The 15,587-nt window shown below is 43.2% G+C and carries 14 protein-coding genes; 3 read left to right on the forward strand and 11 right to left on the reverse strand.

The features are described 5' to 3' along the window. The first annotated feature begins 219 nt into the window (after positions 1-219). Positions 220-3,060: a pitrilysin family protein gene (locus MHM98_RS02175; protein WP_239437575.1), complete on the forward strand. Its 2,841-nt coding sequence runs from the start codon at positions 220-222 to the stop codon at positions 3,058-3,060. A gap of 421 nt (positions 3,061-3,481) precedes the next feature. Here MHM98_RS02175 and MHM98_RS02180 read toward each other — a convergent pair whose 3' ends face one another. The 11 genes from MHM98_RS02180 to ndk form a co-directional block, all read right to left on the reverse strand. Further along, complete coding sequence (locus tag MHM98_RS02180; RefSeq protein ID WP_239437577.1) at positions 3,482-3,928, reverse strand: hypothetical protein; 447 nt, start codon at positions 3,926-3,928, stop codon at positions 3,482-3,484. A gap of 192 nt (positions 3,929-4,120) precedes the next feature. Continuing rightward, entirely contained in the window at positions 4,121-4,657 is a 537-nt protein-coding gene (locus MHM98_RS02185; RefSeq protein WP_239437578.1) for a hypothetical protein, read from the reverse strand. 21 nt (positions 4,658-4,678) lie between these two features. Beyond that, positions 4,679-6,145 (reverse strand): ribosome biogenesis GTPase Der, encoded by a 1,467-nt coding sequence (gene der, locus MHM98_RS02190; RefSeq protein WP_239437580.1) that lies wholly within the window; start codon positions 6,143-6,145, stop codon positions 4,679-4,681. A 106-nt stretch (positions 6,146-6,251) separates the two neighbouring features. Further along, on the reverse strand, positions 6,252-7,436 hold the full coding sequence (gene bamB / locus MHM98_RS02195) for an outer membrane protein assembly factor BamB (RefSeq protein WP_239437581.1): 1,185 nt from the start codon (positions 7,434-7,436) through the stop codon (positions 6,252-6,254). A gap of 9 nt (positions 7,437-7,445) precedes the next feature. Further along, a complete protein-coding gene (locus MHM98_RS02200) occupies positions 7,446-8,057 on the reverse strand; it encodes a tetratricopeptide repeat protein (RefSeq protein WP_239437582.1) in 612 nt (203 codons plus the stop codon). 10 nt (positions 8,058-8,067) lie between these two features. Continuing rightward, positions 8,068-9,339, reverse strand: coding sequence for a histidine--tRNA ligase (hisS, locus tag MHM98_RS02205; RefSeq protein ID WP_239437584.1), 1,272 nt, complete (start codon positions 9,337-9,339; stop codon positions 8,068-8,070). Between the two features lie 108 nt (positions 9,340-9,447). After that, positions 9,448-10,557, reverse strand: a complete 1,110-nt coding sequence (ispG, locus tag MHM98_RS02210; protein WP_239437586.1) for a flavodoxin-dependent (E)-4-hydroxy-3-methylbut-2-enyl-diphosphate synthase — start codon at positions 10,555-10,557, stop codon at positions 9,448-9,450. Between the two features lie 3 nt (positions 10,558-10,560). After that, the gene (locus tag MHM98_RS02215; protein WP_239437587.1) at positions 10,561-11,346 is read right to left on the reverse strand and encodes a RodZ domain-containing protein; all 786 of its coding nucleotides are present in this window, start codon (positions 11,344-11,346) and stop codon (positions 10,561-10,563) included. Next, the gene (gene pilW, locus MHM98_RS02220; protein ID WP_239437590.1) at positions 11,347-12,132 is read right to left on the reverse strand and encodes a type IV pilus biogenesis/stability protein PilW; all 786 of its coding nucleotides are present in this window, start codon (positions 12,130-12,132) and stop codon (positions 11,347-11,349) included. Positions 12,133-12,182: 50 nt separating this feature from the next. Next, entirely contained in the window at positions 12,183-13,307 is a 1,125-nt protein-coding gene (locus MHM98_RS02225) for a bifunctional tRNA (adenosine(37)-C2)-methyltransferase TrmG/ribosomal RNA large subunit methyltransferase RlmN (protein WP_239437591.1), read from the reverse strand. Between the two features lie 340 nt (positions 13,308-13,647). Beyond that, positions 13,648-14,079, reverse strand: a complete 432-nt coding sequence (gene ndk / locus MHM98_RS02230) for a nucleoside-diphosphate kinase (protein WP_239437592.1) — start codon at positions 14,077-14,079, stop codon at positions 13,648-13,650. A gap of 204 nt (positions 14,080-14,283) precedes the next feature. Between ndk and MHM98_RS02235 the strand changes: the two genes are divergently transcribed. Together MHM98_RS02235 and MHM98_RS02240 are read left to right on the forward strand one after the other, a co-directional pair. Then, positions 14,284-15,276: a choice-of-anchor H family protein gene (locus tag MHM98_RS02235; RefSeq protein WP_239437593.1), complete on the forward strand. Its 993-nt coding sequence runs from the start codon at positions 14,284-14,286 to the stop codon at positions 15,274-15,276. A gap of 88 nt (positions 15,277-15,364) precedes the next feature. After that, complete coding sequence (locus MHM98_RS02240) at positions 15,365-15,547, forward strand: helix-turn-helix domain-containing protein (RefSeq protein WP_239437595.1); 183 nt, start codon at positions 15,365-15,367, stop codon at positions 15,545-15,547. The last annotated feature ends 40 nt before the right edge of the window (positions 15,548-15,587 follow it).

Below are 15,587 nucleotides of genomic sequence, written 5' to 3' on the forward strand. Positions count from 1 at the left end.
GGGCAATATAATTAGCAACCCAAGTTTTGTTTTGCTATTTTGAGAGGTTTTTCGACTAATTTATAATCACCTGTTTCCATCCGAAATTTTTACCACTTGCGCTAAGTTGACAAAACTTCAGCTAACTCCCTAATAAAACGCTTATTTCCAGTGAAAGGTTGGCGAATTGTTAAGGAGTTTGATAGATTGTTACCGTCTAAAAATAGCGAGAATATTCAGATGAAAAAATGGATGATTAGTGCTGTTGCACTGGCGATCACCGCCTGTTCACAGTCACCTAAGACAGATGATGTAAATATTGCTGGTGTTAAGTTTGTTGAAAAAGTTAGCGCGCAGCCTGGCAAAACAACTATTCCCTACAAAAAATTCCAACTTGCTAACGGTTTAACCGTTATCTTACACGAAGACAAATCAGATCCCTTAGTTCACGTTGATGTGACCTATCACGTTGGCTCAGCCCGTGAAGATCTTGGTATGTCTGGTTTCGCCCACTTCTTCGAGCACATGATGTTCCAAGGCTCAGAGAACGTTGGCGATGATGAACACTTTAAGATCGTTACCGAAGCTGGCGGTACTATGAATGGTACCACCAACAGCGATCGCACCAACTACTATCAAACAGTACCAGTAAACCAACTGGAAAAAATGCTGTGGTTAGAATCAGATCGCATGGGTTACCTACTCGATGCGGTAACACAGGAAAAATTCGAAGTTCAGCGTGAAACCGTTAAGAACGAGCGTGGTCAACGCGTCGACAATGCACCTTATGGCCGCTTAGGCGAAATCAAAGCGCGCGCAATGTATCCAAAAGGTCACCCATACTCATGGCCGGTAATTGGCTACATGGCCGACTTAAATCGCGTAAACGTAAATGACCTAAAAGCCTTCTTCTTGAAATGGTACGGTCCAAACAACGCGACCCTAACCATTGGCGGTGACATCAACGTTGCAGAAACTATGCAGCTAGTGAACAAGTACTTTGGCGACATCACGCCGGGTCCTCAAGTAATACCACAAGATAAAACGCTGATTAATCTACCACGCGATCGTTACGTATCTTTCGAAGACAACGTTAGCCTACCGCTTGTTTACATGAGTTTCCCAACGGCTTACGCCCGTCATGAAGACGAAGCAGCACTTGATTTACTTGCGCAAATCTTAGGTGGCGGTAAAACATCACTGCTCTACAAAAACCTCGTTAAATCACGTCTTGCGGTACAAACGTCGGCAACACATCCTTGTCAAGAACTCGCCTGTACCTTCGATTTATACGCCCTACCTCACCCTGCAAGTGGCAAGAGTTTAGGCGAAATTGAAAAAATCATGCGCAAGACCATTAGCGAATTTGAAACACGCGGCGTGATGGACGATGACCTAGCAAAAGCCAAAGCACAAATGGAAGCGAGCTTTATCTTCGGCCTACAAAGTGTACAAGGTAAAGTAGCGCAACTTGCCGCATACGAAACCTTCACTGGCGATGCCAATTACATCGAAAAAGACATTGCGCGTTACAACAACGTTAGCAAGGTAGATGTAATGCGTGTGTTTAACCGCTACATCAAAAACAAACCGTCTGTTATCGTTTCAGTTGTGCCAAACGGCCAAGGCGCTATGGTGGCTAAGGCTGATAACTATGAGCCACAAATCACTAAGTTAAGTGGTGAATCAACCACTAGTGCAGCTGATTTAAAAATGCGTGATAACCCAAATACCTTTGATCGCAGCAAGCAGCCTAAAGCGGGCGCAATTAAAGCGGTTGACGTACCAAGCTACTGGACAGAAACATTCGACAACGGAATTAGCGTACTAGGCAGTGTTAGTAACGAAACACCAACGACTTCGTTACTATTGCGCATTCCAAATGGTCACTTCACTGAAAACAGTGCTAAAGCGGGTATTACCTCTTTGACTGCACAAATGATGAATGAAGGCACCAAGAACTATTCAGCAGAGCAAATGAGTAAAGCGCTACAAAAACTAGGTAGCTCTATATCTTTCTCAGCAGGCAACATGTACACCAGCGTGTTCGTAAGCTCGTTAACGAAGAACCTTGATCAAACCATCGATTTGTTAAACGAGAAATTGTTTAACCCAGTGTTTAAAGAAGCTGATTTTGAGCGCATTAAGGCCAACCAAATCGAAGGCCTAATCAATGCACAAAAAGACGCAGGTTCACTATCGCGTAACGCATTTAGAGCACTGATGTTCCAAGGCACTATCGCTGCCCTACCAACCGCAGGTACTGTTGATTCACTTAAGCGTTTAACCATTGAAGATGTGGAGCAATATTACAACCGCAACTACAAGCCAAAACGCGCACAGTTAATCGCCGTATCAAACCTTGGTGAGCAAGCCTTAGTTAACAAGTTCAACCGCCTTAAGTCTTGGAAAGGCCACACAGGTGTTACTGAGCTAAACCTATTGCCACCAAGCTACGCGAAAAACACCGTGTACCTAGTGAACAAAGATAACGCTGCACAATCAGCTATCCGCGTTGGCCAACGTGCCATCAAAGAAGATATCACTGGCGAGTACTATGAACTTGGCCTAATGAACTTCCCAATTGGCGGTAACTTTAACTCGCGCATCAACATGAATTTACGTGAAGACAAAGGCTACACTTACGGAGCTGGCTCGACCTTCTACGGTAACAAGTTCGGCGGTGCTATGGTTGTATCAGCAGCGGTTCGCGCCGATGCCACTATCGCCTCTTTAAAAGAAATCATTAAAGAGCTTAAAGACTACCGTGAAAACGGTATTACCGACGAAGAACTCGCCTTCATGCGCGCTGCTATCAATCAGCAAGACGCTCTGAAATACGAAACGCCTAACGCAAAACTTAACTTCCTAGCACAAATCATCGAGCATGACTTAACGCCAGCATTCGTTAAAGAGCGCGCTAATATCGTTTCTAACATCAGCAAAGAGCGCATCAACAGCCTAGCTCGTCAATATCTAAACATCGACGATATGGCTATCGTGATTGTAGGTGACGCGAAAACGCTGAAACCTCAATTACAAGAGATGGGCTACAACGTAGTTGATTACACAGCGCCTTAATTAATTTAAGCGCTAAAACGACAAAAGCCGATGTTTATGCATCGGCTTTTTTTGTGGGTATTAGATATTGTTGAAATCAGTCTAGCTTGTAGTTAATTTGATGATTAGAGTTAGCAAACGGTTTCCAGCCGGAGTCCAGCCCTTCCGCTATTGCGTTAGCTATAAATCTAGGCGTCACATTGTTTGAATAATTACTGAAGAAACTATCATTTCTTGGACACAAGAAATCAATAATCAGTTTTGACTGCGGATCGTTATAAAGCTCGACAACAGCGGTTAAATTGGTCCACTCGAGACCAGAACTATAAGTAGGCTTATGTCTGATTCCCCAGCGATAATCATCACCATTAATCTGTATTTTCCTGGTTCCCTTCTTAGATAACGCCATAATTTCCTTCAGTTGATCAATCGTTTATACCATTTAAGAATTATCCCACTCCTTAAACCAAACCAATATAGACTCTAACTTGAGGATAAAAACAAGCTCATCATCGCTGGAGCGATCTCGAAAGCTTTCGTCAACTGTAACCAAGGTAATTCCGTTTTCAGTATCTTTACTAATAGAATGAAAGCCAAGGGTTTGAGGGTAGTTCTTTAATACTCCGTTCAAACAAATGTCAGTAGAGCTATCGTTGGTAGGCTTAGTTATATACAGCAATATCTCATCACCCAACTGAGCCCTTCGATAACTACCTCCTCCCCAAGTAATAAACTTATCCCGCTGCTCTCCCTTAAAGGTTTCAATTACTTCAAAAACCCACAATTTAGCAGAACAATCACCATTATCGCTAATTACAGTTTGATAATCCGTGAGTTTACCTCGAATCACACTATGAGAATTCAAATATTGCCACTTCAAAACGTCCATAGACGGCTCTTTTGGCTTGCAGCCACTAAGTATAAAAGTGACTATTAACAAAAAGCAGAAGCAATTTACTTGAATTCTAAATAATCCACTAAACTTCCATTTACACGACAAGCCTGCCGCTAACTCTTTACTCACCACTCACTTCTTCCTAAACATTGAAAATGAATAGATTAAAGATAACTATCAAATAATCTATTTTACCGTTTCTTGTTCCCCGCTTTTTTTATATCGAAATGATTTTGGTCCTTCGAATGGTTCAATTGTAATTAGCCGAGAGTAATACCTATTGGGGCAAACAAAGAATACTATTTCTGATTTTTTCGATACTAAATATTGCTGTTTAAACTGCATGTTTATAATCAGACTCCCTTCACAACTTTCAATACTCTGGCCAGAAGAAACACGAAGAGTTTCCAGTAATGGATAAATATCACCTTCAAGTTCCTGTGAAGGGATCAATATTGTACGTTCGCTAGTAATGACTTTAAATAGATGTATTTTTTGGTCTCTAAGAGTTATCTCTAAAGTCTTATATTCTTCACTATTTAGCTCTAATTTAATTCCATTCCAACTAACTGGAATATCAATTGATGCTATCGAAAAGCTATTCATGCATAACATCATAAAAACGAAACTAAAAATTCTCATTAATAAGCTCACGTATAATTGTGTCAAGGTCAGATTCGCTTCAACTTTACCATAAAAAAACCGCCTCTCGGCGGTTTTCATAATCTTCAATCTAAACGTCAATTAACGCTTTTTATGGAATTTCACTAAGCGGTCACGTTTGCGTTGCTGTGATGCGGTAAGCTTGTTCTTCTTACCTTCAAATGGGTTATCAGAGTTACGGAACTCGATTTTAATTGGTGTGCCCATAATTTTTAACGTGCGGCGGAAGTAGTTCATCAGGTAACGCTTGTATGATGAATCAAGCTTCTTAACTTGGTTACCATGAATGACGATTACCGGTGGGTTGTAGCCACCAGCGTGGGCGTAACGCAGCTTAACACGACGACCTTGGAACATTGGTGGGTTGTGATCGTCCACAGCCATTTGCATGATTTTAGTCAGCATTGACGTCGATGTACGCTTGGTTGCTGAAACGTAAGCTTCGTTTACCGACTCAAACAAGTTACCTACACCACTGCCGTGCAATGCTGAGATAAAGTGGATACGCGCGAAGTCTACGAAACCTAAGCGGCGATCTAGTTCTGATTTGATACGCTCTTTAGTATCGTTGTCTAAACCGTCCCATTTGTTAACGGCAATCACGATTGAGCGACCAGCATTTAGAGCAAAACCTAGCAGGCTTAAATCTTGATCTGAGATGTTTTCACGCGCATCAATCACTAGCAATACTACGTTAGCGTCTTCTACTGCACGGAGGGTTTTGATGATAGAGAATTTCTCTACTGCTTCATTAACATTTTTACGACGGCGAATCCCCGCCGTGTCGATAATGACATATTCACGCTCATCGCGCTGCATTGGAATGTAGATACTATCGCGGGTCGTGCCCGGCATATCATAAACAACAACGCGCTCTTCACCCAGAATTCGGTTTGTTAGCGTCGATTTACCGACATTTGGACGACCGATAATGGCAAGTTTGATTGGCTGATCTTGCAGGGCTTTCGCTTGCTCTTCAGCTGTCTCTTCGGTGAGTTCTTCTTCCTCCGGCCACTCGTCTTCTTTTTGCTCATCAACGTCTAACAAGCCCATTTCTTTGGCGTAAGGACGTAAACAAGTTTCGATAAGTACTTGAACACCACGGCCGTGTGCTGCCGCAATTGGATGAACATCACCTAATGACAAGGCGTAGAAGTCACCAGTTACTGAATCGATATCCACACCGTCGGTTTTATTAGCCACCAAGTAAACGGTTTTATCTAATTGACGTAAGTGGTGAGCAATGGCTTCATCAGCTACCATGATGCCGTCGCGAGCATCTACTAAGAATAATACAACATCTGCTTCTTCAATCGCTTGTAGCGATTGCTCAGCCATCAGTGCATCGATGCCCTCTTCGTCACCTTGGATACCGCCAGTGTCGATAAGTAGGAATTCATAACCGCCTAGTTGCGCTTGACCGTATTTACGATCGCGAGTTAGCCCCGGAAAGTCTGCAACAAGTGCATCACGGGTTCGTGTTAAACGATTAAATAGCGTTGATTTACCAACATTTGGGCGACCAACTAAAGCCACAACTGGCAGCATGACACTTTCTCCAAAACAAACAAAAGCGGCGCTGAAAATTCAGAACCGCTTTTTTAAATAGTTGAATGTTCAAATTAGCGCCAAGGCGCCGAACATCGCGATGGCGCTATTTTATAGAAATAGCTGACAATAAGCCATCTTTAGATTGTAGATACAGCAAGTTGCCGTCGACAATTGGCTTAGCAATGTGACCATCGTCATCAATTTCTAATTGGCCAACAAACTCACCTGTCTCACTCGACATTAGGTGTAATACACCTTCAAAATCTACCACAGCAACATAGTCATCAAAAATAACTGGCGCTGTTAAACCGCGATTTTCTAGGCCAAGTTGTGACCATTTTTCTAAACCAGAACGACGATCAATAGCCACGACGTGACCCGCTGCGGTCGTTAGGTAAAGGTTAAAACCACTTAGGGTCATTGATTTAAACGCCGAGTAATCACGCTTCCACAATACTTTACCAGTGCGAATTTCAATGGCGGCTAGGTTACCGTTGTAACCGACGGCGAAAATCGTTTCACCTAAAGCGATTGGCGTTGAATCAACGTCGATAATGCTCGCTAACTCATTGCCGCCAGATTGAGGCGTCACAATGGCTTCCCAAATAGCGCGACCGTCATTAACTAACACACCGCCGATTTTACCGTTTGGCAAACCGAAAAATGCTGCGCCTTGGCTTTCAGTTAAACCAGAAATACCACGTAATGTTAAGGCAGGTACGTCTTGCTGATAAGTCCATACTTCTTTGCCATCGGCAATATCAAAGGCTTTGATTTTACCATTGCCCATTGCGGCGATAACTTTGTTATCACTCAGTAGTGGGCTAGATAGAATTTCACCATCGGCTTGTACTTTCCAAATCAGTTCACCTGTTGCTTGATCAAGCAGGTATAACATTCCGCTTTCAGCACCAATGGCGATTTTTTCGTAACCAGCGCTAATGCCGCCAGATAATTGGGCATCAACACCTGATGAAAAGCTAAAGATTGAACCTTGATCTTCTACTTCAACTTCCCAAACTTGTTCACCAGTTTCTTTGTCAAAAGCGGCAACAACACCAGCGCGATCACTAGCAAATACTTTGCCGTAAGCAACAATAGGTGCCAGTTTGCTAAAGTAATCTTGCGTACCGTCACCAACACTGTGTTCCCAGTTCACGGTAACTTCAACACTTGGCTGAATTACTGGTAATGGCGCGATTTTAATTTCGTCATCGTTTGACGAACAACCCGCTAATGTCCCCAATAACACAACGCTAGCAACTAATGATTTAGACCATTGTTTCATAATCATTCCTTAAGCCGCTGGCGTTAAGTCGTTTAATTTCATTTGTAAATCGTTGCTCACTTGATCGCCGGCAGCTTTTTCAGCAGCTTGATAGGCAGTGCGTGCTTTATCAACATTACCTTGAGCTAATTCAATATCGCCCATTAGTTCGTTCTTTTGTACGTCAAACGCGCTATCTTTTAACTGAGCCAGTGTGCTTAACGCTTGTGCGTATTGTTGCTGAGCGTTCTCAATGCGCGCTAAACGCATGATTGCAATTGATTTTACTGAGCTATCTACGTCGCTAGCAATAACGTCTTTTAGCAGCTTAGTTGCTTCATCAAATTTCTCACTATCCACTAGCGATTTAACCGCTAATAGCTGCGCCAATTGGCTGTATTGTGTATCACTGTGAGATTTTGCATAGGCCTCGGCAGAAGCAGCAACATCGTCTGATGTAGCGATTTCAGAATACGCCATAGAGTTATCAGCGATAGTTTGAATTTGGTTGGCTTGGTATTGGTTGTAACCGTAAATGCCACCTAAACCAACAACAGCACCAATCACTAATACCGTACCGTTATCTTTGAGAAATCGTTTGATCGCTTCTTCTTGTTGTTCTTCTGTGCTGTAAATTTCCATCAGGAGTTCCTTATAATTCTTCTAATCGTGATGCAAGCTCGTCCATAGTCACTGTGACTTGTGGCTTGTCTTCACGTAAATACTTCACGGTCACAGAGTTGTTCTCTAACTCGTTGTCACCAAATAATAAAACGATTTTTGCACCGCTTTGGTCGGCCTTCTTCATTTGCTTTTTGAAGTTACCGCCACTGTTGTGCTTCATAATACGCAAGCCGCTGTGTGCTTCACGCAGCGTCTGGCTAATAATCATGGCTTGGTTTTGTGCGTTATCGCCCATGGCGCAAACATAAACATCAACCGCGCTTAGGTTAGTGTCTACAAGCTCAAGGGTTTCAAGCATTAACACTAAGCGCTCGATACCCATGGCAAAACCAACGGCTGGGCTAGCTTTACCACCAAGTTGTTCAACAAGACCGTCGTAACGACCGCCTGCTAACACTGTACCTTGTGCGCCTAACGAGTCTGTCACCCATTCGAACACTGTACGGTTGTAGTAATCTAAGCCGCGAACCAGTCGTTCGTTAACCGTGTATTCGATGCCTGCGAGGCTCAACAGTTCACATAATTTTTCAAAATGTTGCTTTGACTCTTCGCCAAGGTGATCAGATAGCTTAGGAGCATCCACTAAAATCGCCTGTACATCATGGTTTTTAGTGTCTAATACACGTAATGGGTTAGTGTACATTCGGCGTTGTGATTCTTCATCAAGCACGTCTTTGTGTTGCTCTAAAAACGCAATTAAGGCGTCGCGATATTCTGCGCGCTCTTCATTGTCGCCTAGTGTATTTAGTTCTAAGCGCACGTGCTCCGTCATGCCTAATTGCTTCCACAAATACGCAGACATCATTAACACTTCAGCATCGGCGTGGGCATCGCTGATCCCGTAAACTTCAACACCAAATTGGTGGAATTGACGATAGCGACCTTTTTGCGGACGTTCGTGACGGAACATAGGTCCCATGTACCACAAACGTTGCTCTTGGTTATATAGCAGACCGTGTTGGTTACCAGCGCGAACCACACAAGCGGTACCTTCTGGACGCAGTGTTAGGCTGTCGCCATTGCGATCGTCAAAGGTGTACATTTCTTTTTCAACGATATCGGTGACTTCACCGATAGAGCGCTTAAATAAATCGGTACTTTCAACGATTGGTGTTCTGATTTCACTGTAACCGTAGGCTGCAACTGTGTTGCGAACGGCTTGCTCGGCGAATTGCCACAGCGATGTTTGTGTTGGTAAACAATCGTTCATGCCACGAATGGCTTGGATAGTCTTTGCCACAATAACCCTATTTAAAACTTATATATGCTAATGAAGCGACCGCAGCCGCCACTAAAAATTGCTAAGCATTATGCTTAAAAAACGCGATGGTTGCTACCTTTACCGCGATTAAACTTCTTTAATATCTATCTTGTTTTTTTCGTTCGCCAAACGCTCACGGATCTTCTTCTCTAAAGAGTCGACAAGATCGGTATTATCAAGGCGTTCTTTTTGACGTACGCCGTCTTCATAAAAACCGCTCATACGCGCGCCACCAGCGAGTCCCATGTCTGATACTAGGGCTTCACCTGGGCCGTTAACCACGCAACCGATAATAGAAACATCCATTGGCGTGACGACATCTTCAAGACGGTTTTCTAACTCGTTTACCGTGTTGATCACATCAAACTCTTGGCGAGAACAACTCGGGCACGCGATAAAGTTAATACCACGACTACGAATGCGCAGTGATTTTAAAATATCAAAACCAACTTTTATTTCTTCTACCGGATCAGCAGCAAGTGATACACGCAGCGTGTCACCAATGCCGTCATTTAGTAGCATGCCTAAGCCAATAGCCGACTTAACCGCTCCAGCTCTAAATGCACCAGCTTCGGTAATACCAAGATGCAATGGCTGAACGATTTGCTTTGCCAATAAGCGATAAGATTCAACGGCTAGGTGAACATCAGATGCTTTTACTGACACCTTAAATTGATCGAAGTTCAGACGATCGAGAATATCGACGTGACGCATTGCTGATTCAAGTAACGCTTGCGCGGTTGGCTCGCCGTATTTTTCTTGAATATCGCGCTCTAACGAACCGCCGTTAACGCCGATGCGAATTGGAATATTTTTGTCACGGGCACAATCTACTACCGCACGAATACGCTCTTCACGGCCGATGTTACCAGGATTAATACGCAAACAATCAGCGCCATATTCCGCCACTTTTAAAGCGATGCGATAGTCAAAGTGAATGTCTGCCACCAGTGGAATTGGTGTTTGCTCTTTGATCACTTTAAAGGCTTCGGCATCATTCATGGTTGGTACTGATACGCGAACAATATCTGCGCCTGCCGCTGCAATGCGCTTGATTTGAGCAAGCGTTGCGTCAACATCGCTAGTGCGGGTGTTGGTCATCGACTGAACTGCAATTGGCGCGCCGTCACCGATAGGTACATTGCCTACCATGATACGCGTTGATTTACGGCGGATGATTGGATTCTCGCTATGCATAATTTATTGTTCCAGCGGCAAGGTAAAGGTTGCCGTTTCATTTGAAATATAAGGAGTTATATCGAGTATTTGTTGCTGATAAGTAATCTCGACGGCTGTTGGCGCGCCTAAAATCACTTCAAGCGGCGCAACGCCTATGACGTCAATTGACGTGCCTGCTTTTTTGATGCCGATTGCAACAACAGCATTGGTGGCGTCGGTAATTTTTACCCAGCAATCTTGTTTAAATTTGAACGTCGACTCCACGTTAATGGTTTCAATTTCCATCGCTGCGTTTGTCGCCATTGGCGCTATTGGTAAGCGCGGCGAAGGCTCTAGGGCTACAGTAGTGGTTTCTTCCACTACCACAGGCATTTCATTCATCGCCTGACGCTGCCACCACCAAGCAATCACAGCCATTAAAATGACAGTGACTACGCCAAAGGTAATGAGATTTAGGTAATTGTTGTGGGTGTTGTTTTTCGAGCGATTTGAGAATGTCTGCATCGACTTTAAATCGCCATCACAATGATACTGGGTGCGAAAATGGGCGATCATTTCATCGCAATCTAAGCCCACTAGCGTGGCGTATGATTTAACATAGCCTTTAAAAAATAACGCGTTGGCAGATTCTGGCACCGTGTCTGTTTCGAGCTGCTGAACTACGGCTTTTGATAAAAACAATTTTTGCGCAGCATCATCAAGGCTCAGTCCTGCAGCTTGGCGCGCTGCAAGTAATACACTGCCCAGACTCGGCTGAGTTTCGCTTTGCTCACTGTTTTGTTGTGACGTGTCGTCGGTGTTACTCATTTAAAATTCTTTTGCTAAATAGGCTTTGGTGGCCGCTGAATTAGGGTATTTTTGCAATAATATGCGTCCCAATTGTTTAGCGATATCCACGCTGCCGCGTTTCTGTTCTACTTGAATGGCTAACCACAAGCTTTCAGAAGTTTGACTGTATATTCGGCGATAGTTCCGTAATTGCTGCGCAGCTTCATCTAATAACCCTAATTCGAGATCTGCTTTGGCCAACCCTAAAATTGAACGTGCGCGAATAGATTCATAACGCAGCACGGCACTTAAATGAGATTTAGCACGCTGCCATTTTTGATCCCGCAGTGCGCACAAACCAGCATTTTCATAGCTGTTGGCGGTTTGGGTATTTAACGGTGATTCGATGGCTTTAACAAATTGCGCTTCGGCTTCTTCATAACGGCGATTGTCACACAAGAAAGCGCCGTAGTTATTGCGGGTATTGAAGTTATTAGGAAAATCGTCGAGTGCTTTGCGATAGGCTTTGTCAGCCAATTCTTCTTCGCCTACTGTTTGATAAAAGTAAGCGTAACTCGAATAAATGCCGTCGAGGGAATCATCGAGCTTTTCGGCGCGCTCTAGATTGAGCTTTGCTTGAGCAGTATTACCGTTTTTAAGGTATTCGAGCGCGAGTTTAAGACGGGCCATCGCCGCTTCTTTTTTATTGACTGTACGCTCTTGGACTAATTCATCAGAGCCAGCAACAAACTCTTGTGTAACACAACCACTTAAACCACCCATGCCTATAATAGCGAGTAATGCAAAATATTGAGGTTTGATCATGTGGCCTTGTTCCCTGCTCTGTGTTGTTAAGCTCTGATTTTTAGCGTGTATTAGCGCACCATTGTGACTGAAATTGGCTCGCCTTGCATCTGCTTTTTCGCGGTGCGCTTAGTACGGTCAACGACATCCCCCACTAGCTGGCCACAAGCCGCGTCAATATCATCACCACGGGTGGTACGAACCGTCACGGTGAAACCGTATTCCATCAACACCTTGTTGAAGCGATCAATACGCGAATTACTCGAACGACCGTACGGCGAACCAGGATATGGATTAAACGGAATCAGGTTAATTTTCGCAGGTGTGTCTTTTAATACTTGCGCTAATTCATGGGCTTGGTCGGTAGAATCATTCACGTGATCAAGCATAACGTACTCGATGGTTACTTTACCGCGGTTAGCATTTGATTTGGCGATGTAGCGACGAACACCGGCAAGGAATTCTTTGATTGGGTATTTCTTGTTAACTGGCACAATTTCATCACGCAATTCATCGTTTGGCGCGTGCAGGGAAATCGCTAGTGCAACATCGATTTGATCACCCAACATATCAAGCGCAGGCACAACGCCAGAGGTTGATAAAGTAACGCGGCGCTTTGAGAGGCCATAACCGTTGTCATCAAGCATTAGTTTCATTGCTGGGACAACGTTTTTAAGGTTAAGCAGTGGCTCACCCATACCCATCATTACCACGTTGGTAATAGGACGCTCACCAGTGTCGCCTTTTACGCCAACAACTTGTGCTGCACGCCAGACTTGACCAATGATTTCAGCGACAGATAAGTTGCGATTAAAGCCCTGTTGCGCCGTTGAACAGAAGGTACACTCAAGCGCACAACCAACTTGTGAAGAAACACACAAGGTAGCACGATCGCCATCTGGAATGTATACCGTTTCAACTTCTTGACCACCTTCAAGTAGCATAGACCACTTAATAGTGCCGTCATTTGAGCGCTGCTCTGTATTTACCGTCGGCGCTTTTACTTCACACAAACGGTTAAGCTTTTCGCGCAGTTTTTTGTTGAGATTATTCATCTCGTCGAAGTCCGTTACACCAAAATGATAAATCCATTTCATTAATTGATCGGCACGGAAAGGCTTTTCGCCAATCTCTGCAAAATACTCACGCAATGCAGGGCGATCAAAGTTTAATAAATTGACTTTTGCGTTGGTCATAACGACTCCAAAAAATTACTGCTTAGCTCTTGAGGGTACAAAGTTTTATACACCAAAGATGTTTTTACCTTTAAGGACTAATACCAATTCCGATAAGTACCTGAACAGTTGTGTTTGCTAGAATTCACAATAACTGCGTTGCTCTCAATCCCAATAGCTAGCTATTGCTCAATCGAGCGCCTTGTTCTAGTAAATTCTTCCTAAACACAACAAGACCACTTAAATATCGGAATTGGTATGATAATCATTTCATCCAATCCTTAAACGTAAAAACGGGGGTATACACCCCCGAATTTTATCATAAATTAGCGCTGAGCTAACTTATTAGACGAACTCGATATTAGCGAGTACGTGGACAGATTTCTTCGTCAGAGAAGAAGTACGCGATTTCACGTGCAGCTGACTCTAGAGCGTCTGAACCGTGAACAGCGTTTTCGTCGATGCTGTCTGCGTAGTCAGCACGTAAAGTACCAGCTAGTGCTTCAGCTGGGTTAGTAGCACCCATGATTTCACGGTTTTTAAGAACAGCGTTTTCGCCTTCTAAAACTTGAACCATAACTGGACCAGAAGTCATGAACTCAACTAGAGCACCAAAGAAAGGGCGCTCGCTGTGCTCAGCGTAGAAACCTTCAGCTTTCTCTTGAGAAAGGTGAACCATTTTAGAAGCAACGATTTTTAAACCAGCAGATTCAAAACGGTTGTAGATAGCACCGATGTGGTTTTTAGCAACTGCATCAGGTTTTACGATAGAAAAAGTACGTTCGATAGCCATTATTAGCTTCTCCAAAAAAGGACGTTTAAAAAAATTTGGCGCATTATACGAGATAATTATCCGAAGTACCAATACTGCATTAACAATAAGTCATAAATGTGACGAAATCGAATTATGTCTTTGTTTTAATATGAAAGTTCGTTCAGGAATAATTCATCGACAACAAATAAAAATGAGCTCATCATTAATTATTAGGAGCTTGTGATGAGAGCACTACTTTTATTTACTCTACTCTTAGCCAACAGCTTTAGTTTTGCCGCATCTACCGTTAAGCAACAAACGGTAAAACCTGATCCTGCATTAAGTGCACAACAAAACCTAAGCTCATCTAAAAATTCATCAAAAAAGCACACATCAAAATTCAATGTGGTGTGGTTAGACTCTATTACTAGCAGCAGTAAAATAGATGAAGACAACGATGATTACTCGCAAGATTTAACCGTTACTTTCGACTTTGATACCAGCTACCAGCAGATTCCCGTTTACATTGATATGTTTCTTGTCGATGAACGCGATAATCAAACCAAATTAACCACTTCAAAAGACTTTGTACTAACAGGCGATTCCATTGCCGACAAGCAGCGTTTTGATATTGTGGTCGATGAAGCGACAGCAACCGGCTATTACAAATTGCTGATTAATATCTATGACGCTAAAACCCATCAGTTAATTGATATTGTCGACTATAACAACAACAGTGGTCTTGCCGATATTCGCCTTGAAGGTCATCGTTTTGATCATCACGACACTTTTAGTTTGTACAACCACAATTACAGCACATCAATTGACCGCGATTTTGATGGCTACTACCAACGCATCGAGCTCAGCTTAGATCTAGATTCAATTTACTCAAGCCAAGAGTTACAAACAGACATTTTACTCGACGGTAAACTGTTATTTTCATCACGTCCATTTACTGTGTACGGCAGCTCTACAAGCGATGTGCAGACCTTTGATTTGTTAGTCCCTTCGCGTTTTTACAGTGGAACTTACGAATTATCGGCTCGTGTCACAGAAGTACTGAGTAGTCATAGAGAGCACAGCACCACCTTCGATTTAGGCGTAGTAAGCGTAGAGTCAGAATACAACGATCAACCCGTGCATACCGATGTTATTGTTCACGACTCAGGCAGTTTGCACTGGTTCGGCTTATTAGGCCTTGGTTTGCTAGTAGTGTTGAGACGATTACGACGCTAACAGCACCACGCTTTTATATTAGTTTTCAACGATAAATTAATGTGTTAGTTTAAAAAGTTCATCACAGAGAAAATTAAAGGAAACGACAATGGATGATTTACTAACAGTGGACCAAGTTGCTGAATTTCTAGGTATAAGTGACTCACGCGTTCGCCGCTTAGCCCGTGAAAGTTTATTAAACAATGTTGGCGATGATGCAGAAAACCCGCAGTTTAAAGCGGATGAAGTGAAAAAATATAAAGAGCTAGCTGAACGTATTGGCGGTATCTAAGCCCCAACAGAACAACTAATTCGTCAAAGGCCATCACAGC

Origin of the sequence: Psychrobium sp. MM17-31, assembly GCF_022347785.1 — a bacterium.
Taxonomy (GTDB): Bacteria; Pseudomonadota; Gammaproteobacteria; order Enterobacterales; family Psychrobiaceae; genus Psychrobium.

What these genes read in the sequence shown, in the direction of transcription:
- der (WP_239437580.1), bottom strand. Translation starts at nt 6,145, where the DNA reads ATGCTGCCAGTTGTGGCTTTAGTTGGTCGCCCAAATGTTGGTAAATCA.
- MHM98_RS02180 (WP_239437577.1), bottom strand. Translation starts at nt 3,928, where the DNA reads ATGGACGTTTTGAAGTGGCAATATTTGAATTCTCATAGTGTGATTCGA.
- ndk (WP_239437592.1), bottom strand. Translation starts at nt 14,079, where the DNA reads ATGGCTATCGAACGTACTTTTTCTATCGTAAAACCTGATGCAGTTGCT.
- MHM98_RS02200 (WP_239437582.1), bottom strand. Translation starts at nt 8,057, where the DNA reads ATGGAAATTTACAGCACAGAAGAACAACAAGAAGAAGCGATCAAACGA.
- ispG (WP_239437586.1), bottom strand. Translation starts at nt 10,557, where the DNA reads ATGCATAGCGAGAATCCAATCATCCGCCGTAAATCAACGCGTATCATG.
- pilW (WP_239437590.1), bottom strand. Translation starts at nt 12,132, where the DNA reads ATGATCAAACCTCAATATTTTGCATTACTCGCTATTATAGGCATGGGT.
- MHM98_RS02215 (WP_239437587.1), bottom strand. Translation starts at nt 11,346, where the DNA reads ATGAGTAACACCGACGACACGTCACAACAAAACAGTGAGCAAAGCGAA.
- bamB (WP_239437581.1), bottom strand. Translation starts at nt 7,436, where the DNA reads ATGAAACAATGGTCTAAATCATTAGTTGCTAGCGTTGTGTTATTGGGG.
- MHM98_RS02240 (WP_239437595.1), top strand. Translation starts at nt 15,365, where the DNA reads ATGGATGATTTACTAACAGTGGACCAAGTTGCTGAATTTCTAGGTATA.
- MHM98_RS02175 (WP_239437575.1), top strand. Translation starts at nt 220, where the DNA reads ATGAAAAAATGGATGATTAGTGCTGTTGCACTGGCGATCACCGCCTGT.
- MHM98_RS02235 (WP_239437593.1), top strand. Translation starts at nt 14,284, where the DNA reads ATGAGAGCACTACTTTTATTTACTCTACTCTTAGCCAACAGCTTTAGT.
- MHM98_RS02225 (WP_239437591.1), bottom strand. Translation starts at nt 13,307, where the DNA reads ATGACCAACGCAAAAGTCAATTTATTAAACTTTGATCGCCCTGCATTG.
- MHM98_RS02185 (WP_239437578.1), bottom strand. Translation starts at nt 4,657, where the DNA reads ATGAAAACCGCCGAGAGGCGGTTTTTTTATGGTAAAGTTGAAGCGAAT.